This is a genomic window from Halobacillus sp. B23F22_5 (assembly GCF_043497085.1).
Classification (GTDB): domain Bacteria; phylum Bacillota; class Bacilli; order Bacillales; family Halobacillaceae; genus Thalassobacillus.
Genome location: NZ_JBIEKI010000004.1, coordinates 300,152 through 318,519 on the forward strand (window position 1 = coordinate 300,152; position 18,368 = coordinate 318,519).

The 18,368-nt window shown below is 43.8% G+C and carries 17 protein-coding genes; 1 reads left to right on the plus strand and 16 read right to left on the minus strand.

All coding sequences use genetic code 11. From position 1 onward, the window contains the following. Positions 1-71 precede the first annotated feature (71 nt). From spoVE to ACGTN9_RS08575, 13 genes are all read right to left on the minus strand, one after another. Entirely contained in the window at positions 72-1,154 is a 1,083-nt protein-coding gene (spoVE, locus tag ACGTN9_RS08515) for a stage V sporulation protein E (RefSeq protein WP_499591941.1), read from the minus strand. An 87-nt stretch (positions 1,155-1,241) separates the two neighbouring features. Next, on the minus strand, positions 1,242-2,591 hold the full coding sequence (gene murD / locus ACGTN9_RS08520; protein WP_499591907.1) for a UDP-N-acetylmuramoyl-L-alanine--D-glutamate ligase: 1,350 nt from the start codon (positions 2,589-2,591) through the stop codon (positions 1,242-1,244). Further along, on the minus strand, positions 2,588-3,574 hold the full coding sequence (gene mraY, locus ACGTN9_RS08525) for a phospho-N-acetylmuramoyl-pentapeptide-transferase (RefSeq protein WP_499591908.1): 987 nt from the start codon (positions 3,572-3,574) through the stop codon (positions 2,588-2,590). Before mraY ends, murD begins: the two co-directional genes overlap by 4 nt. Positions 3,575-3,607: 33 nt before the next feature. Beyond that, on the minus strand, positions 3,608-4,969 hold the full coding sequence (locus ACGTN9_RS08530) for a UDP-N-acetylmuramoyl-tripeptide--D-alanyl-D-alanine ligase (RefSeq protein ID WP_499591909.1): 1,362 nt from the start codon (positions 4,967-4,969) through the stop codon (positions 3,608-3,610). Next, positions 4,969-6,444, minus strand: coding sequence for a UDP-N-acetylmuramoyl-L-alanyl-D-glutamate--2,6-diaminopimelate ligase (locus ACGTN9_RS08535; RefSeq protein WP_499591910.1), 1,476 nt, complete (start codon positions 6,442-6,444; stop codon positions 4,969-4,971). Before ACGTN9_RS08535 ends, ACGTN9_RS08530 begins: the two co-directional genes overlap by 1 nt. 186 nt (positions 6,445-6,630) lie before the next feature. After that, positions 6,631-8,553, minus strand: coding sequence for a stage V sporulation protein D (locus ACGTN9_RS08540; protein ID WP_499591911.1), 1,923 nt, complete (start codon positions 8,551-8,553; stop codon positions 6,631-6,633). 77 nt (positions 8,554-8,630) lie between these two features. After that, positions 8,631-10,838 carry a penicillin-binding protein gene (locus ACGTN9_RS08545; RefSeq protein ID WP_499591912.1) on the minus strand — a complete coding sequence of 736 codons (2,208 nt, stop codon included), beginning with the start codon at positions 10,836-10,838 and terminating at the stop codon, positions 8,631-8,633. A gap of 24 nt (positions 10,839-10,862) precedes the next feature. Beyond that, positions 10,863-11,228 (minus strand): cell division protein FtsL, encoded by a 366-nt coding sequence (gene ftsL / locus ACGTN9_RS08550; RefSeq protein ID WP_499591913.1) that lies wholly within the window; start codon positions 11,226-11,228, stop codon positions 10,863-10,865. After that, complete coding sequence (gene rsmH, locus ACGTN9_RS08555) at positions 11,228-12,205, minus strand: 16S rRNA (cytosine(1402)-N(4))-methyltransferase RsmH (RefSeq protein ID WP_499591914.1); 978 nt, start codon at positions 12,203-12,205, stop codon at positions 11,228-11,230. The genes ftsL and rsmH overlap by 1 nt, the downstream gene beginning before the upstream one ends. Before the next feature lie 24 nt (positions 12,206-12,229). Then, a complete protein-coding gene (gene mraZ / locus ACGTN9_RS08560) occupies positions 12,230-12,661 on the minus strand; it encodes a division/cell wall cluster transcriptional repressor MraZ (protein WP_499591915.1) in 432 nt (143 codons plus the stop codon). Positions 12,662-12,861: 200 nt separating this feature from the next. Beyond that, the gene (bshC, locus tag ACGTN9_RS08565; RefSeq protein ID WP_499591916.1) at positions 12,862-14,487 is read right to left on the minus strand and encodes a bacillithiol biosynthesis cysteine-adding enzyme BshC; all 1,626 of its coding nucleotides are present in this window, start codon (positions 14,485-14,487) and stop codon (positions 12,862-12,864) included. 80 nt (positions 14,488-14,567) lie between these two features. Beyond that, a complete protein-coding gene (locus tag ACGTN9_RS08570; protein ID WP_499591917.1) occupies positions 14,568-14,951 on the minus strand; it encodes a DUF3397 domain-containing protein in 384 nt (127 codons plus the stop codon). Next, positions 14,944-15,825: a 2-dehydropantoate 2-reductase gene (locus tag ACGTN9_RS08575; protein WP_499591918.1), complete on the minus strand. Its 882-nt coding sequence runs from the start codon at positions 15,823-15,825 to the stop codon at positions 14,944-14,946. Before ACGTN9_RS08575 ends, ACGTN9_RS08570 begins: the two co-directional genes overlap by 8 nt. A gap of 260 nt (positions 15,826-16,085) precedes the next feature. On the opposite strand from ACGTN9_RS08575, the gene ACGTN9_RS08580 reads away from it, so the two are divergent. Next, complete coding sequence (locus ACGTN9_RS08580) at positions 16,086-16,580, plus strand: N-acetyltransferase (protein ID WP_499591919.1); 495 nt, start codon at positions 16,086-16,088, stop codon at positions 16,578-16,580. A gap of 161 nt (positions 16,581-16,741) precedes the next feature. Here ACGTN9_RS08580 and ACGTN9_RS08585 read toward each other — a convergent pair whose 3' ends face one another. From ACGTN9_RS08585 to rpmF, 3 genes are all read right to left on the minus strand, one after another. Then, positions 16,742-17,215 (minus strand): RsfA family transcriptional regulator, encoded by a 474-nt coding sequence (locus tag ACGTN9_RS08585; RefSeq protein ID WP_499591920.1) that lies wholly within the window; start codon positions 17,213-17,215, stop codon positions 16,742-16,744. Positions 17,216-17,297: 82 nt separating this feature from the next. After that, positions 17,298-18,068 (minus strand): enoyl-CoA hydratase/isomerase family protein, encoded by a 771-nt coding sequence (locus tag ACGTN9_RS08590; RefSeq protein WP_499591921.1) that lies wholly within the window; start codon positions 18,066-18,068, stop codon positions 17,298-17,300. Between the two features lie 96 nt (positions 18,069-18,164). Beyond that, positions 18,165-18,338, minus strand: coding sequence for a 50S ribosomal protein L32 (gene rpmF / locus ACGTN9_RS08595; protein ID WP_028782672.1), 174 nt, complete (start codon positions 18,336-18,338; stop codon positions 18,165-18,167). Positions 18,339-18,368: the final 30 nt, after the last annotated feature.

The following is an 18,368-nucleotide window of genomic DNA, read 5'->3' on the forward strand; positions in this document are numbered from 1 at the left end:
AGAAAGCTTTCCGCGGGCGAGACGGGAAGCGACCTATTTTCCTGGACCCGTTACTCTGTATCAGCAAATGATTAAAGTTTCGAGTATCTGCTGACGCTTAGCAGGATACCTACAGAACATAGCGTTAAGGTCAAAGACGATCCGCCATAGCTTAAAAACGGAAGTGTGATGCCCGTGACAGGAATGAGACCTGTCACAACACTGATATTGATCATCACCTGGATTGATATCATGCCGATGATGCCGAGCGCAAGCAGACTCCCATATAAGTCAGGAGCATAAAGGGCTACCCTTATTCCTCTCCACAGAATAAGCAGAAATAACAGCAGGACAAAGGCGCCACCAAGAAATCCTAACTCTTCCGCTAAAATAGCAAAAATGAAATCTGTCTGGGGCTCAGGAAGGTAAAAGAATTTCTGCAGACTCTGGCCAAGCCCAAGCCCCATTAAACCGCCAGGGCCAATCGCATATAAAGATTGAATGATTTGAAAGCCACTGCCTAATGGATCTTCCCAGGGATTCAGGAAGGCAGTTATTCGTTTGATCCGGTAAGGAGCAGATGCAATCAATCCAACAAAACCAGCCAGCCCAAGCAGACCTAACCCGATGAAATGCGCCCATCTGGCGCCAGCCACAAAAATCATCAGCATGCAAGTGCCCACAAGTACAACCCCGGTTCCTAAATCCGGCTGCAGCATAATCAGTGCAAATGCCACCATTACCAGACTCAAGGCAGGCAAAAACCCTTGCTGAAAAGAAGTGATGTATTTTTGCCGTTCCGATAAGAACTTAGCTAAAAATATAATCAAACCGAGCTTCATGAATTCAGACGGCTGGATACTGAAAGCACCGACTCCAATCCAGCTTTGCGCCCCTCCTCTGACCATACCGACCCCAGGGATCAATACCGCTATTAAAAAAACAAAACAGATAATTAAGAGTTTTTTTGCATGGGTCCTCCAGAATAAATAAGGTATTCTTGCAATAAAAAACATCGCCAGGACCCCGACACCTGCAAATAGAATCTGGCGTTTCGCAAAGAAAAATGAATCGTTGAATTTATAGGTCGCCCATATACTGGATGAACTGTATACCATGATGACTCCTATCGTCAGTAAAGAAAGGATTCCGACCATCAATAGGATATCCGGCATTGTTTTAGGATTACTCGTCTTATGCAAAGAAAAAACCCCTCCTCCAACTAAAATTGGAAAATGGGGCTTTTACTGCGGAACAAGCCCCTACTTCAGCTTATGCACAGCTTGGACATACATATGCCCTCTTTCTTCAAAAGTACGGTATTGATCCCAGCTTGCGCAAGCTGGAGACAAGAGGATGACGTCCTTATTTTCGGATAGTTCATAAGCTGTCTGTGCTGCTTGTTCCACATTATCGACTTTTTTAATTGCTGTTATACCAGCCTGTTCTCCAGCCTGCTGGATTTTATCGGCTGTTTCGCCGAACACAACCATCGCTTTGACATGGTCTAAAAAAGGAACTAATTCATCAAAATCATTTCCCCGGTCAAGACCGCCTGCCAAAAGAATCACCGGCTGTTTAAAAGAACTTAACGCTTTCGAGGTAGCGAGAATATTTGTAGCTTTCGAATCGTTATAGAACAGTCTGCCTTCAATGTTGTCTACAAACTCTAAACGGTGCGGAACACCTTTGAAGCTTGTCAACACGTTTGTTATTCCTTCATTGGTGGCACCATTCAATTTAGCAGCAGCTACTGCTGCCAAAATATTTTCCATATTATGTTCCCCGACAAGAACAACCTCGTCCCGCTTGATGATTGGCTCGCCGTTGTAATAGATATATTCTTCATCCGCATACGCGCCCTTATCAAGTTTCTGTTTTGTAGAAAAAGGGATAAGCTGTGCGTTTGCTTCGCCTATAAACTTAGCAATCGTCGGATCATCGTAATTAAAAACGAGAAAATCTTCCTTAGACTGGTTTTTGAAAATTTGCGCTTTCGCCTGTTGATAGTTCTCTAATGTTTTATGATAGTCCAGGTGGGCTTCATATATATTCAATAATACGGCAACAGTAGGCCGGAAACGCTCAATGCCCATCAATTGGAAAGATGACAATTCAATAACCAACGGGTCTTGATCATTCGTCTGCCTGGCTACTTCACACGACACTTCTCCGATATTACCAGCGATACTTGACTGCTTGCCGCTTTTCAATAACATTTCATGGGTCAGGGTAGTGGTAGTGGTTTTTCCATTGGAACCCGTAATCCCAATCATCGGTCCTTTATGAAGGATACCGGCAAGTTCTACTTCCGTGATGATCGGCAGCCCGCGCTCCTCCGCTTCAGCTATCAGGCTGTTGTCATATGGAATGCCAGGATTTTTGATCATGACATCGATTCCATCCAGTGCTGAAACAGGATGGCCGCCAAGGATAATTTCGGCGCCTGCCTCTTTTAGCTCCTGTACGACCGGATCCTCCGGGTTAGCTTTATAATCATTGATACGGACAGAAATACCGCTATCCAATAACAGCTTAGCAGCAGCTGTTCCGCTTTTAGCGAGTCCTAAAATTAGTGCATGATGATACGTAAAGTCTTCTAGTCGTTTCAACCTAACCACACCTCAATATAGATTCCTAGCATTGCAAACACAAGACCGAGCAGCCAGAAAGACGTCACTACACGCCATTCCGACCAGCCTTTCAATTCATAATGGTGATGAAGCGGACTCATACGGAATACCCGCTTGCCTGTAGTTTTAAAAGATATGACTTGAATGATAACGGATAAGGTTTCGATAACAAACACGCCACCGATGATGACAAGTAATATTTCCAGTTTGGTAAGAATTGCTACTATAGCGATCGCTCCACCCAATGCCAGTGAACCGGTGTCTCCCATGAATACTTTAGCAGGATGTGCGTTGAATACCAAAAATCCCAGCAGTGCCCCAACAATAGCCAATGAAAATATCGTGATTTCAAATTGTGGATTACCCGTCCATGCAAGAATGGCAAAAGCACCGAAAGCTAAAGCAGCCGTTCCTGCGAGCAGCCCGTCGAGACCATCTGTCAGGTTAACAGCATTCGAAGCACCTACCAGCATGACGAGGATCAATACCGGGTAAAGCAGTCCGAGGTCCAACTGAATATCAGTAGCCGGAACAGCTATGTATGTCGGAAAGTCATGCTGTCTTAGAATCATGTAAACCACAACAGCAATGACTAATTGTGCCAGTAGTTTCTGCTTGGAGGTCAAGCCAAGATTCCGTTTCATGACGACTTTGATAAAGTCATCTAAAAAGCCGATCAATCCATACCCGATCAATACGAATAAAAGTAAAAAGACTTCAAAACTCATCGGGTTGGGATTGAATTTTGCTGCCATGATCAAGGTTGTGATACTAACAGAAAATAATACCATCAACCCTCCCATGGTAGGTGTTCCGGATTTTTTTTGATGGCTTTCTGGTCCTTCTTCCCGAATACTCTGACCAAATTTCAATCTGCGTAGAAAAGGGATGAATACCGGTGAGATCAGGACGGTGATTAAAAATGCGACTGCTATGGTGATTAATAGTACAAAATCGTTCATTTGTTGTTCCTCCTTTACGACAGTTCCCGTCCGTTACTTTTCTATCAAGGGCTCGATAATTGTTTCCAGTTCTACACCTCGGGATGCTTTTACCAGAATGACTGTATCCTCGCCCAGTTCTTTTTCGACCATTTGCTGCAGCTTTTGCTTATCGGTGAAATGGTCCGTTTTTATTTTAGGATTTTTTTGTTTAGCGGCTATACTGATTTGATTGGCATCTTCTCCATACGTAAATACAGCAGCGATTGTGTCATCAATCACTTCTGCCACAGACCGGTGCATTTGTTTCGCGTGTGTGCCAAGCTCATAAATATCACCAAGAACAAGCACTTTGTGCGTCTTTTCTTTCATTCCCTTGATTACTTCGATGACAGCTTTCATCGAGGTGGGAGAAGCATTATACGCATCATTAATGATCAAAGAGCCGTGCTTTCCTTTTAGTCTTTCGAAACGCATGCCTGTCACTTCTATATCGTTTAATCCTTGTTGGATCTGTTCTGGTGAAATATCCAAAAGACGAGCAAGGGTAATGACGAAGCTTGCATTTTTAACATTATGCTTCCCGGCAAGCGGTAATTCATAGTTGATGCCAGCAATAGAAAAACGGCTGTTTTGATCTGTCAATTCAAGGTCTTCGATACGGGAACGATTCTGAGGCTCCATCCCGCACCCCCAATTGTTCTCATCCTTTAATTCTTCTCTAAGCAAAGGTTCGTCTCCATCAAAAATCAAGGCCCCTTCGTTCTTAAGCCCTGCTTTTATTTCCAGCTTTGCCTTAGCAATCCCCTCCCGGCTTCCTAAATATTCAATATGAGATTCGCCGATATTTGTAATGATTGCATAATCCGGCTTCGCTAAATGGCTCAGCACTTCGATTTCCCCAGCCTGGCTCATACCCATTTCCAGGACGGCCACTTCTGTATGTTCAGGCATAGCAAAAATAGTCAATGGCAAACCGATGTGATTATTAAAATTCCCAGCTGTTTTATGGGTGCGGAATTTAGTGCCCATGACAGCTGCCGTTAAATCCTTCGTAGTCGTTTTTCCATTTGAGCCGGTCACACCGATAACAATCGGGTCGACTTTTTCTAAATAGAGTACTGCCATCGCCTGCAGAGCAGCCAAAGTATCGTCGACAAAAAATAACGGGAAATCCGTCGGTACATACCGAGGTATTTCCCTGTCTTTCTGCCATATCGATGCGACAGCACCATTTTCAATCGCTTGTTTGAGGAACTCATGGGCATCGAAGTTTTCGCCGACAATCGGAACGAAAATGCTCTGCTTCAGATCTTTTCTTGAATCTGTCATTACATGACGTAATGGAATACGATCATTTACTGCCCCTTTGGACTCCGGGAATAAATCATTCAATTCGTTTACAGCAAATAACATCATTTACTCTCCTTTAGCTGCTTTAAAAGTTCTCGTGCTATTTCACGGTCATCAAACTCGTATCGTTTGCCGTTAATGTCCTGATAGGTCTCATGCCCTTTGCCGGCAATTAAAATCATATCCCCTGGCTGTGCTTTTTCCACAGCAAATCGAATCGCTTCCTTACGGTCCACGATTCTGTCATATCCTCCTGCTTCCAGATGCTCCACCATATCATCGAGGATCTGCTCTGGAGGCTCTGTTCTAGGGTTATCGGAAGTGAAAATAGCATGGTCACCAAATTCCATCGCTACATCAGCCATTAACGGACGCTTCGTACGGTCACGGTCTCCACCGCAGCCAACAACTACCCTTACTTTGCCCCGACAGAACTCCTGCATCGTCTGCAGGACATTATGAAGGGAGTCGGGTGTATGGGCATAATCGACGACTACACCGAAGGGCTGCCCTTCTTCCACAGGCTCAAAACGCCCGCGCACACCTTTGGTAGCTTCCAGCGCTTGCTTGATAACATCCAGTTTCACCCCGGAGGCGATAGCTGCGCCTGCTGCGCCCAGCATATTATAAACATTGAATTTACCCATCAAACTGCTGTTGATGGTGACCTCGCCTTCCGGAGTGTTCAATGTAAAGGTTGTGCCTTTTTCATGTAATTGAAGATTCTCAGCCATAATTGCAGCTTCTTTTTGAATGCCATAACTAAGAACCGGCTGGGCAGTACTTCGCTTCATGACGTCGGCTGCAGGATCGTCCTCATTGATGATGGCGAATTTAGGTTTCTCCGGATTGAAGGTATTGCCCAGTTGAGCGAACAATAGCGATTTAGCATGGAGGTATTCATCCATATTCCCATGATAATCCAAATGGTCCTGACTCAGGTTTGTAAAAACCGCTACATCAAAATCACAGCCATGGACCCGGCCTTTATCCAATGCATGAGAAGACACTTCCATAACCGCAGTGTCCACATTTCTTTCCTTCATCTCATGAAAACTTTTTTGCAAAAACAAAGAGTCTGGTGTCGTATTCTTAACAGGATACACCGACTCATTTATTTTCATTTGGATCGTGCCGATCAAGCCGGTTTGATGTCTGTTCATTTGAAAGATTTCATCAAGCAGATAACTGATTGACGTTTTACCATTCGTACCGGTGATCCCAATCAATTGCATGGAAGTGGTAGGGTAGTGATAATACGCGTTGGCTATACTGCCCATCGCCCTGTTCGTATCCGGCACAACAATATACGGGATAGAAACCTTCAGCGGACGTTCACAGATAATCGCAGATGCTCCCTGCTGCACCGCCTGGTCCGCAAAGTCATGGCCATCAAAATGTTCCCCGGGGAGACAGATGAACAGGTCCCCTTCCTTTACATTCCGGGAGTCCATCTCCACCCCGTTAATTTCGATATCCTTCAATGGTTTATTTGTTTGAAAATAAGGTATATGTCTCAATAATTCTGGTAGCTTCATTTTCTATCATCCTAACTGTAAACACATTCTCATCTATTATAGCAAAAGTTTCTTCATCTCACGATGACAGAAAAAAATTTAATTAGGAAAACTTGACTTGTCCCCAAGACCATAGGGCGAAAGCCTTCGTTTTTTCCTATTCTTTCATCCTTTAATAAAGGTAAATATTCTTAAAGGAGAAAACTATCATTTACCTAAGTATACACGCACAGGCGAACCCATTTCTAACTTTACCCCAGGCTCTGGCGCCTGTTCAATAACTTTCTCCCCTTCGCCGCTTACTTCGATGTTTAAATCGACAAGGTAAGTCGGGAGTTCGTCTTTCTCCATTCCGATCAGGTCAGGCATTTCCACCATCGGCTGATCCGGCCATTTGTACTCTTTTTCCAGACCGCCATCTCTTTGTTCGACACCAAGCGCCCGCAGGCTGTCTTCCATGATATTGCCGACAAGCGGAGCAGCTACTACACCACCGAATTGGATGGTGTTCTTGGGATTATCCACTGCTAAATAAACGACAATTTGAGGATCATCAGCAGGGGCAAACCCAATAAACGACACGATATGATTGTTGCTCATATATTTCCCGTCTTTGCCTACCTTCTGAGCGGTACCAGTCTTACCACCGACACGGTATCCTTCAACATAAGCGCCTCTTCCAGATCCTTTAGCGACGACGCTCTCGAGTGCTTTACTGACTTCTTTAGATGTTTCTTCGGAAATGATTCTTTTTTTCATTTTTGGCTCATTTTTTTCAACAATGTCGCCTGTCACCGGATCCCTCCAGGCTTCCTGAATATATGGTTCATATAAGTATCCACCGTTTACAGCAGCAGCCACAGCCATCACTTGCTGGATAGGGGTAACGGAGACCCCTTGGCCAAAGGCTGTGGTCGCAAGTTCGACCGGGCCGACATTTTCGGGCTTGAACAATATTCCTTTCCCTTCTCCTTGCAGATCTATTCCTGTTTTTTCACCAAATCCGAAATCATCGATGTAATTGAACAGTTTTTCTTTACCAAGTTTTTGTCCCAATGTTACAAAACCGGGGTTACAGGAGTTTTGTACGACTTCCAAAAAAGTCTGATCGCCATGTCCGCCTTTTTTCCAACACCTTATCTTAGCTCCATCCACATTAATAGAGCCAGAATCATGATAGTGGTCCTTATGCAGATCGACGAGGTTTTCTTCCAACGCTGCTGCCAGGGTGATGATCTTAAATGTGGAACCAGGCTCATATGTACTCCATACCGGTAAATTTCGATTATACACGGAAGGGTCTACATCCTGGTAATTTTCCGGGTGAAAATTAGGTCGCGATGACATCCCAAGCACACGTCCGGTTTTCGGATCGACAGCAATTGCCACGGCGCCGTCCGGCTCATATTTGGAGACAGCGATATCCAGTTCCCGTTCCATTATCGTCTGGACGCGTTGGTCGATGGTGAGTTGTAAGTCCATTCCATCTTTTGGGGCTTCGTAAACATCCGCTTTGTTCGGCATACGCTTTCCTTTCGCATCCGAATAAAACGATAAGTAACCTGGATTTCCGCTTAATTCTTGATCATAATAAGCTTCCAGTCCCATTAGACCTTGGTTATCGATGCCAGTGAAGCCAAGCACATGAGAAAGAAACTCTCCGTTCGGATAGTAACGTTTCGAGTCCTGTGCGACATATATCCCTTCCATCCGTAACCCTTGGATTGCTTTGGCCTGTTCCTCTGAAATCTTTCGTCCTTCTGGATGGATTCTTTCGATCGAAATATTTTTCGTAACATGCTGGTAAGCTTTTTCCAATGGCATGTCCAAAATCCTTGCCAACTCCTGAGCAGCTTTTTTCGGTTCCTTTATCTGTCGTGGCACGACCATCACGGTAGGGGCTGAAACATTACCAACCAATACTTCCCCTTCCGTGTCCAGGATTTTTCCTCGCTCTGGTTCAAACGTAATGTCTCTGCTCCATGATTCTTCCGCATCGGAAACGAGAAAATCTCCCAGCACAAATTGGACATAACCAAGCCTGGTCATAATGATCAAAAATATTACTGCTGCCAAAATAAAAACAGTGATCAACCGTTTTCTGACTGTTACGAGTGATACGCGCTTCATCGATTTGGCCCCTTTCGCGCATAGACTTAGCTTGTATCACTATATGACAGTCAAAAAACGATTAGAACACTGCTCGTTCAGGAGGAAGAATCAGTTTCATCTTCAGATTCCGCTTCTGTTTCCTCTTCTTCCTCTTCCATTCCGGGAGGCTGGAATTCGACCACTAAATAACCCCCGTCTTGTATTTTCGCACCAGGTGGCGCACTTTGTTTATACGCAAACCCATTTCCCATTGTTTCTACTTTCAAATTAAACATGTCTGCAAAATGAAAGACATCCCTTGCTGACCAGCCAGTTATATCAGGCATGGTCGGGTTGTTCGTCACAAGGAAGATTCGCTGATTAGGAAGAATCGGTGTCCCTTCTTCCGGGTATACCTTTTCGACTTTTCCGTCTTCCGAACCAATCACCGTCACTCTATTGAACTCACTTCCAAGCTTCTCTTTCGCCTTCTTGACGGAATCCCCTTTCACATCTGGAAGTTCTTTTGGATCCACCTTCTTTTTGGATTCCTGATCCGGCCGGATGTCCAGATAATGAAGGCTGTTCTCTGTCACTGTTTTGACGATATGTGCGACAGGTTCCGGTCCATACTCGGTCACTTCCAGTTCAGGCTGCTGGACTGCAACATAGATCAGCAGCTCAGGGTCCTCCTCAGGTGCCATCCCCAAGAATGAAAAGATATAATTATTTTTTCCTGACATGTATCTGCCTGTCTCTGAATCAGGAATCTGTGCTGTACCGGTTTTACCAGCCAGACTATAATCATTCAGCTGATAAACATTGCCGGTAGCATCTTCATCTGAAACTACAGTCCCCAGTAAGTCACGCATTTGTTTTGCTGTTTCCGGAGAAATCGGCTCTCTGATCGTTTCCGGTTCATTTTCGCTTTTCACATCTCCTGATTCACTATCTAAAACTTTTGAAAGCACATAAGGTTTCATCATTTTCCCATCATTGGCAACTGCGCTGGCAGCCGTCAATAACTGGATCGGCGTAGTTGTAGTACCCTGTCCAAAGGCAGTGGTCAGTTTTTCAACAGGCCAGTCATATAAGATTCTTCCTGTTTCTTCTCCAGGTAAATCAATACCCGTTTTTTGTCCAAAACCGAACTCATCCAAATAATGACGGAATTTTTCCAGACCGATTTTTTCTTTAGCCAATTTGGCAGCAGCAACATTGGAGGAAAAACGCATTCCCTGATCATATGAAATGTTTCCCCACCCTTCACGGCGATGGTCGTATATAGGACGACTTCCTTCATCAAACTGATAGTTTCCGGATTTGAATTCCTCTGATCCGTTATAGACCCCTTCTTCCATTGCTGCAGCCCACGTGAAAATCTTCATCGTCGAGCCAGGTTCAAATGGATAGGATACAATATCGTTGTACCAGTTCTCCACTTCACCGATCTGGTTCGGGTTGTAGCTTGGACGGTTCCCAAGCGCCAGAATTTCCCCGGTATCAGGATCCATGACAGTTGCCATGATCCGTTTCGGCTTGTATTGCTTTTCGACCTGTCCCATGGCGTCTTCTAAAAATGTCTGGATTTTCTGGTCGATTGTCAGCATGACATCGTCCCCATCATCCGGCTGTTTCATCACTTCTTTAGGGTCAAGCAGCTTCACGCCATATTTATCGCGCTGATAAGAGATTCTTCCAGGACTACCCTGCAGATATTTCTGCATTTGTTTTTCAACACCTGTCACTCCCTTACTTTCCCCGTCCTGGGGACGTGAAAAGCCGATGATATGGGAGGCGAACGTGCCATTCGGGTAATACCGCTTCGACTCTTCAATGAAATTGATACCAGCAAGTTCTAATTGTTTGATATCTTTCATTTTTTGTTGAGATAAATCCTTCCCAGCCGCTCCGAATTCCACCTGGAACCTTCCGTTTTCAATTCCTGATTCGATACGTGATTCGATTTCACTTGCTTTCATATCTAATAAAGGAGCCAGCATTTCCGCCGTCTTTTCCGGGTCGGTTACATGCTTTGGCTCCTCCAGGTTCGTAGAAAATGCTTCATCCACAATGGCATACAGCCTATAAGTAGGGCGGTCATAAGCCAGCGTCATGCCGTTCTGGTCCAAGATCCGGCCACGGGTCGCATCGAGTTGATAAGAGCTTGTCCGTTTCTTATCCGCCCACTCGTTTAAATCGATTCCCTGCACTTCCCCTGTTGTCTGGATGTATAAAAACCTTCCTGCCAATAACATGAAAAGCAGCGAGAAAAATAACATCCACACTTTAGCCATCCGCTGGGTATTCTTGCTCTTCTTCATAAGATGCTCACCACAATCTTTTTGTTAATTTCCGATGGTTGATGCTTGTTTAACTTTAGCGTTCTGGATTTTAAGCCCATTTTCCTTAGCAATTTTAAGGATGCGGTCCGGGTTGCTCAATTCTTTCACTTCGTATTGAAGGTTTTCATTGGTAGTTTTCTGGACTTTCACCTGCTGCTCCAACTTTTGCACATCCCTGTTCAAAGCATCAGTCGTCGAAGAAAATTGTACCATAAAAACAGAAGCTGCAAGTACAATTCCACTTGCCACCGTATAAAGGAATTTCTCTCCTCTTGAAATCCATCTCTTCTTCTGGACTTTCACCTTCACCTGTTTTTGTGTTTGTTCCTGCTCCTGGTGTTGTATGTGTTTTATTTGTTCTGCATTCATCATTGTTTCCACCTTTCATCCATTTTGAATTCTTCCGTCCAGTCTTTCACTTTCTCTACGATTCTTAATTTGGCAGATCGTGATCTGCGGTTATTCTCCAATTCCGATTCATCGGGAACGATGGGTTTTCTAGTCACAAGTTTAAAAGGCGGCTTCTTTTCTTCAGGTATGACTGGAATATTTTTAGGTATCGGTGGATTGCTGCTCCACTTTTTAAATGCCTGTTTACATATCCTGTCTTCTAAAGAATGAAAAGTTATCACTGCAATCCGGCCGTCGATTGCAACGGAACGGGCCGCCTGATCCAATACATTACTGAACACCCCAAGCTCATCATTGACCGCTATCCGGATCGCCTGAAACACGCGTTTAGCGGGATGTCCACCTTTTCTTCGCGCTGGAGCGGGTATAGCATCTTTAATGATCTCGACGAGTTCGAATGTAGTTTCAATCGGCTTTTCTTCCCGTCTTGCTTCTATTTTTCGTGCGATTTGTTTTGAGAATTTTTCTTCTCCATATTTAAAGAAAATCTTCACCAGCTTTTCATAAGGCCACTCATTGATGACTTGAAAGGCTGAAAAGGTATCCTGCTGGTTCATCCGCATATCAAGCGGAGCATCGTTTTGATAACTGAACCCACGCTCTTTCACATCCAGCTGTGGACTGGAAACTCCAAGATCGAACAGGATGCCATCTACGTGTTCGATGCCTAACTTTTCTAATTGCAGTTCTAATTCACTGAAATTCGCATGGACAAATGTAATTTTGTTTTGATGAGGTTCAAGCCTCTCTTTAGCTGCCTTAAGTGCCATTTCATCCTGGTCGAAGGCAATCAACCTTCCATTTGCGCTTAACTGCTCACAAATGGCTTCCGAGTGTCCGCCTCCTCCAAGTGTACAATCGACGTATGTACCATCTGGCTGTACCTGCAAACCTTCGACAGCTTCTTTTTTCAATACACTAAAATGATCAAACATCCAATCACCCGCTTCTTTTTCCAATTAAATATCAAAATCCATCATATTTTCAGCAATCTCCGCAAAGGATTCTTCGGATTCTTCAAAATAGGTTTCCCATTTATCCTTCGCCCAGAATTCAATCCGGTTAGAGACACCGATGACAACACATTCTTTCTCAAGATCTGCGAAATTCCTCAAAGGTTGTGCGATATTTACTCTTCCCTGCTTGTCCACTTCGCATTCTACTGCACCTGAGAAGAAAAAACGTGTGAAGGCGCGGGCGTCTTTTTTAGTAAGTGGGAGTTTTTTCAGTTTTTCTTCAAGGATCCTCCATTCGGTCATTGGGTAAGCAAACAAGCATTGATCCAGTCCTCTGGTCAGCACGAAAGTATCCCCCAGGCCCTCACGGAACTTGGCAGGAACAATGATTCTTCCTTTCGTATCAATGTTGTGCTGGAATTCGCCCATGAACATAGAGTCTTCCCCACTTTCTGAATAAATCCAGTGTACCACATTCCCCCACTTTCCTCCACATTAACATACACTTTCGCCCCACAAATAAAAAAATCCTGCTCAAATGAGCAGGATTCCTTCTTTGTTTTTCGACGATGAATTGTTATTATATCAAGCTTTTACACGTTTTTTGACAGCAGGGTGGTGAATGGTGGGGGATATTACAAGTAAATCCCATAATGGGGTTCTTCAAACCTCATCTCATGATTGAGAATTTCTTCAAAAACACCCCATCCAAACTGGTTGATCCAAGGGAGTACTCCCCACATTCGTTCCTGAAGACCTCCGCCAGGATGTAATAGTAAGTCGAGATAGTCGAACTTGCGCAGCTCGGTGGCATGTTTTTCTTCTATCGCTTTAGACATACGCTGCTCCAGGAACTCGATATCTTTAAACAGATAAGCAAGATTCTTTTCTGCCAGCTGCCCAATGTCATCCCGGATGTCGGCCGCTTTCTCCCTTAATGGCTGATGGATCCGTTCGATTTCTTTTTTCACCTGGTCTGTGACTACTTCTAACGGCGGATAGCTTTGTGAAGTCAGCCATGCTGTCTTTTCATGCGCAACCCCCTGTTCAATCACTTGTTTCATATTCAAGTGAAAGTAATCCATATATTTAGATGCTTTACGATCAATAAAGGAGAAAGAAAGGCGCGGTATAACCGGAGGCATTTTCAGCCCAAGTGCTTCAAAAGCAGGCTTCAATACTGACCAGTAACTTATTTCACCCGGCCCCCCAATGAATGCAAGCGTAGGAAACATCATCTCCTGCATCAGCGGCCGTGTCACTACGTTATTACTTAAACGTTCTGGTTCCTGGTCTGCAATTTCAAGCAATTCTTCTTTCGTCAAGGCCACTTCCTCTTGCTTACCATAATAGCGGCCGTCTTCCCCTTTAACTAATAGAATCCTTTCCCCGTCCTGGTGTAAAAACAGATGGGCATCCGATAAATCGCAGTCCAGTGACACGGGATAGCCTTGCTGCATGTTTTGCTGCCAGGCCGCGTACACCCCTTGCGTTATTTGCGATTGGTTATGGATCATCGCTTTAAAATGGGAAGATTCAAGCTTTCTAAACTTCGGATGGTGGGAGTCGACAAGGACAACTCCTTCCTGACGAAACAACTTATAGATCAAGCGCGCAAAAAAGTCAACATAGCTGTCAGACTGTCTCAATTCTTGTATGATTTCTTGTTGCAGGTCTTTCGTGAAGCCTGTTTCTTCTAATTGGCGAAATAGTTCATCAAGCCATTCCCCAACCTTATCTTGCTCCATATTCAAGTCACTCACGGAAGCTTTTTGATCTGGTACCTGACCAACCTGATATTTCTTCATCCGGTTTGCTTCTGGTAAAAACAAATGATTAATTTCGTCAAAGTCATGGTCTTCCCCAGCTATCCAAAATACAGGGATAACCGGCGTCCCACACTCTTTTTCCGTTTTCTTTGCGAGATAGATGATAGATATCAATTTGTGGACAGAATATAATGGACCGGTAAGCAGCCCTGCCTGTTGACCACCGATGATGACCGTACTTTCAGGGTCTGTTAACCGGTCGATATTCTCTACAGTACTCCTTGGAGCACCCCACTCCCCATTAATTTCATGCAATACACGTACCAGCTCATCCCGTTTAAAGGACTGCTCCTTCAAATCTTCTTTCCGCTTTGTAAAGACAGACGAGTGAAAAGGATGATAGTGGAACTTATCCTGTACGCGCTCCATAGATTGACGATAATCATGGACGAGAGCGTTATTCGTTTTTATATCAATTGGATCAATGCGCATATGCGAAGGTCTCCTTTTCAAACTATTTATGTATACTTTTGTATTGTACAAAAAAGGAGAGCGTAATTCACATATTATGTTTATAAGGTGAGGAGTTTACCTGCCAATCCATATATACTTAGACCGATATACAGGAAACCGAACAATAAGGAATTAAATCTCCAGAACCCTTTCCAGGCGCGTTTAAAGGCAACTTCTTCATGAAGCCGGTACTGGATAATGACCGCTCCTGCCAATATCAGCAGCAGCAGCAATAGAATGTAACCGAAAAAAGATTGATCAAACAGGACTCTTGCTAACAGGTCAACGGATAGGATAAACAGTAATGTAGCCAGATTGGTTGTTTTATGAATCGCCTTCCATTTATGCCGGTATATCTTCCGGTAGATAAAATAGAACACAAACAAGATAGGAATAGGCATCGTAAGCGCAGCAGCATAGATATAAATTAATACATCACCCATGGTGTCCCTCCTTTCTTCTCTCGAATTCTTTCGCTTTGATTGCCTTATAGATAAAGGAATGGATTGGAAGTGTATCAGTTTCGGCTAATAGATAGCCTGTGATTGCTTCAATTTCCGAAGGACGGCATGCGGAGATATCTTTATACATCGAAGAATAGTTTGCGCCTGTCGCTCGTGCTACCCTTTCGGTATTTTCCCATTCCACTGTAAAGTCGAGTTTCAGTACCTGGCATGCTTCCTGGCAAAGCCCCATCGCAAGATCACGGATGAATGGATTCTCCAGCAATTGGCCATTACGAACTTCAAATAAAGCAGTCAATGGATTGATGACCGCATTGACGACAAGCTTCTTAGCTAGCATCTGGTAGTAGTCCGGCTCTGCTATAAAAGGGAACTCATCTTGATTCAACTGCTCCACGAGTCTATCGACATTGCTTGACTTTTCCATAGAAGCGATTCTGATCACACCTTTTCCAGTATGGCGTACGGAGTTATCAGCAGTCTTCAACGCTCCATGCTCGGTAACCCCTACCATTACTGTCGAGGAAAGTTTTCGGACCCTTTCCAGATGTCCCATGCCATTTTGTAGAAAGACCAACGTCTCTTCAACACCGATTTCCTCTAATACAGGCACCAGCCCTTTCATGTGATTTTGTTTGACACATACAAAGGTAAGATCATGGTGCCTAAGATCTTTAATGAACCGAGCTTCTACCTTTACCGTGTCCGTAGTACCATCTAAACCGACACCATGCTCATTTACCAGCTTCATTTGTTCACGCCGCCGTACATACAACGTTACCTCGTTTCTTTCACCTAAGTAATGAGCCATTAATAAACCAACGGCTCCACCACCAATGATACCTATTTCCACGCCCACACCTCCAATCCCTGTTATGATTATTATTTATTGTAGCAAACTATTTAGAAAAACTTGGCTTATCGGCAAGTCCTTATGGCGAAAGCCTAAGTTTTTCTTATACTTTAACCCTTTAACAAGGTTAAACTTTCTTATAGTATGAAAAATACAGCACTAATTTTTCCCAAAAATTGAGCGTTCAGTCAATTGTACATTTCATTCTGAAAATTTTTATATTATAATATAGGTACAGAGAAAAGAAAGGGGAATTCATCATGTTAGAAACAATCAAAGTGGAACGGTTATTAGTAAATTATAAAACCCTTGAAGAATTCAAGCGGTTCAAAGAATATGGCAATCAGGAGCTTTCTATGCTGGAGGACCTGCAGAGCAATATTGTGGAGAATGACAGTGAGTCTCCTTTTTTCGGGATTTATTATGGAAACGCTTTAATCGCCCGGATGAGTTTGTATCGTGTTGATGCGAAATACGATCAATATTTTGACCCATCACAGGATTATTTAGAGCTATGGAAACTTGAAGTGCTGCCGGATTACCGTGGGAAAGGTTATGGTAAAGCTTTAGTAGACTTTGCAAAAAGCTATAATTTACCAATCAAAACGAATCCTCGTATCAAATCTCATGGGTTTTGGGAGAAAATGGGCTTCCAGAAAGCTCAGTATGATATGGAGAGGGACCTTGGGGAAAATCCGTTGATCTGGATGCCTGCAGGGGTCAACGAAAAAGATACGGGTGAAAGCAACGAATAAGTATTAGGAAAACATGGCTTGTCGCGTACTTATAACAAAAGCCTTCGTATTTTCTTATACTTTAACCTTAAACAAAAGTGAACTTCCTTAAAGTATAAAATAAGCCGCGCTATGTAATCCAATAGCGTGGCTTCTATTATTTGTCAGCAATAAAATTATCATTATACCGTTAAGTTGTGATCTTTCTGTACCCATGCCATCAGCTTCTCTACTTCCTTCCAGGCAGATTGATAACGGGTAACAGCGGCCTTCAACGCCTGATTTTCTTCTGATAAAGATTTGAGCCGATCTTCCATGAGCGGAAGATTATCTTCCGTATGCTGCTTCTCTTTCATCTGGGTCAATAGAGAAATTGCATCGTCTAATGACATATTAATGGGAGCATCCGTATCGGATGCTGGTACATGCTGCTTTCTTTTTCTTTCATTTTTAGCCGTTTCAATCGCTTGCTGGTAGTGTTTGCGAACATTCGCATTCCAACGGAAACCACAGGCCGCGGGAGTCCGGGAAAGTTTATCGGCTACTTCTCTGAAGGCTTCCAACTGCGTTCTTCCCTGCCGGATGCAGCGAAGGACCGTTTCAGCCAAAAGTAAATCTTCATCTTCTTTCCAAGCATCCTGTCGATTGACGTCCATTCCATCCCTCCTCTATCGTTTGCTTTATATGTATGCAAGACAGAGGTTTAATAGAATAAGTTAATAAATTAGAAGTTATCTCCTAGGAGTGGCGAGTCATAAACCGCTTGACAGCTTCTTTATGTTCTTCGGATTCCCATAGTCGGGAGCACGTACGTACTTCTTCATCCATAACTGGCGACAAAGATATCATGGACAGTTTTTTATCATATTGTTTTTTCCAGACTCGCATTTGCTCTACTGACTTTTCAAGAAATTTTGCAAGCAGATCCTCTACATTCCCAAGTTCTTCCCTTTCAATAAGACGATGCGCCCAGCCAATGGCCGCCACACGGTCACTGTCATACATTTCTGCTTCTATGAGCCATTGAAAAGCATATTCCGGACGGATTTTTTCATATAATAAAACTCCGCCGCCCCAACCCGGGGTGATTCCCAATTTACCCTGAACGAAGCCATAAGAGGCGTCCTTGACAGCATAGCGGATATCACACGCGGTTGCTATTTCACATCCTCCTCCCCGTGCCTGTCCGTTCAGCAAAGCGATGGTAGGCAAGGGAAAGGAAGCTAGTTGATAGACAACTTCTTTCATAGGGTATAAAGTTTGAAAGGCCTCACTTGCATTCATATCCCCATGTAAATCTTTTAAATCCCCTCCGGTACAAAAAGCACGGTCGCCACTCCCAGTGATGACCAGACATTTTACCCCCTCTGCCTCCTTCGCCTCTGTCAGTGCCTGAGAGAGCTCAGATGTCATCTGTTTTGATACCGCATTCATTTTCTCTGGACGGTTCAAGGTTATCCTGGCATATCCTGCAGGAAACACTTCATATGTAATCGTTTCATACTTCATCGATATCTCTCCTGTAATACGTCATATTAGATTTCATACATTACGAAATACTATAAAAAAAGATGCCTGAGATTATCAGACATCCTTTCTGCTTGCTTATTGTTCGACTACTTGCTTTCCATCATAGTGTCCACAAGATTTGCAAACATGGTGAGGCTTCGTGTACTCTCCGCAGTTGGAGCATTCCACCATGCCAGGTACGTGAAGTTTTTTGTGCGTACGACGTTGGTTCTTCACTTTTTTAGAAGTTTTTCGCTTTGGTACTGCCATGTTCTACACCTCCTTCAATCGTCGAAAATC

Bases quoted from the DNA above. Each gene is read 5' to 3' on its own strand.
- spoVE (WP_499591941.1), bottom strand. From the start codon at position 1,154: ATGCCGGATATCCTATTGATGGTCGGAATCCTTTCTTTACTGACGATA.
- mraY (WP_499591908.1), bottom strand. From the start codon at position 3,574: ATGAACGATTTTGTACTATTAATCACCATAGCAGTCGCATTTTTAATC.
- ACGTN9_RS08530 (WP_499591909.1), bottom strand. From the start codon at position 4,969: ATGTTATTTGCTGTAAACGAATTGAATGATTTATTCCCGGAGTCCAAA.
- ACGTN9_RS08535 (WP_499591910.1), bottom strand. From the start codon at position 6,444: ATGAAGCTACCAGAATTATTGAGACATATACCTTATTTTCAAACAAAT.
- ACGTN9_RS08540 (WP_499591911.1), bottom strand. From the start codon at position 8,553: ATGAAGCGCGTATCACTCGTAACAGTCAGAAAACGGTTGATCACTGTT.
- ACGTN9_RS08545 (WP_499591912.1), bottom strand. From the start codon at position 10,838: ATGAAGAAGAGCAAGAATACCCAGCGGATGGCTAAAGTGTGGATGTTA.
- ftsL (WP_499591913.1), bottom strand. From the start codon at position 11,228: ATGAATGCAGAACAAATAAAACACATACAACACCAGGAGCAGGAACAA.
- rsmH (WP_499591914.1), bottom strand. From the start codon at position 12,205: ATGTTTGATCATTTTAGTGTATTGAAAAAAGAAGCTGTCGAAGGTTTG.
- mraZ (WP_499591915.1), bottom strand. From the start codon at position 12,661: ATGTTCATGGGCGAATTCCAGCACAACATTGATACGAAAGGAAGAATC.
- bshC (WP_499591916.1), bottom strand. From the start codon at position 14,487: ATGCGCATTGATCCAATTGATATAAAAACGAATAACGCTCTCGTCCAT.
- ACGTN9_RS08570 (WP_499591917.1), bottom strand. From the start codon at position 14,951: ATGGGTGATGTATTAATTTATATCTATGCTGCTGCGCTTACGATGCCT.
- ACGTN9_RS08580 (WP_499591919.1), top strand. From the start codon at position 16,086: ATGTTAGAAACAATCAAAGTGGAACGGTTATTAGTAAATTATAAAACC.
- ACGTN9_RS08585 (WP_499591920.1), bottom strand. From the start codon at position 17,215: ATGGACGTCAATCGACAGGATGCTTGGAAAGAAGATGAAGATTTACTT.
- ACGTN9_RS08590 (WP_499591921.1), bottom strand. From the start codon at position 18,068: ATGAAGTATGAAACGATTACATATGAAGTGTTTCCTGCAGGATATGCC.
- rpmF (WP_028782672.1), bottom strand. From the start codon at position 18,338: ATGGCAGTACCAAAGCGAAAAACTTCTAAAAAAGTGAAGAACCAACGT.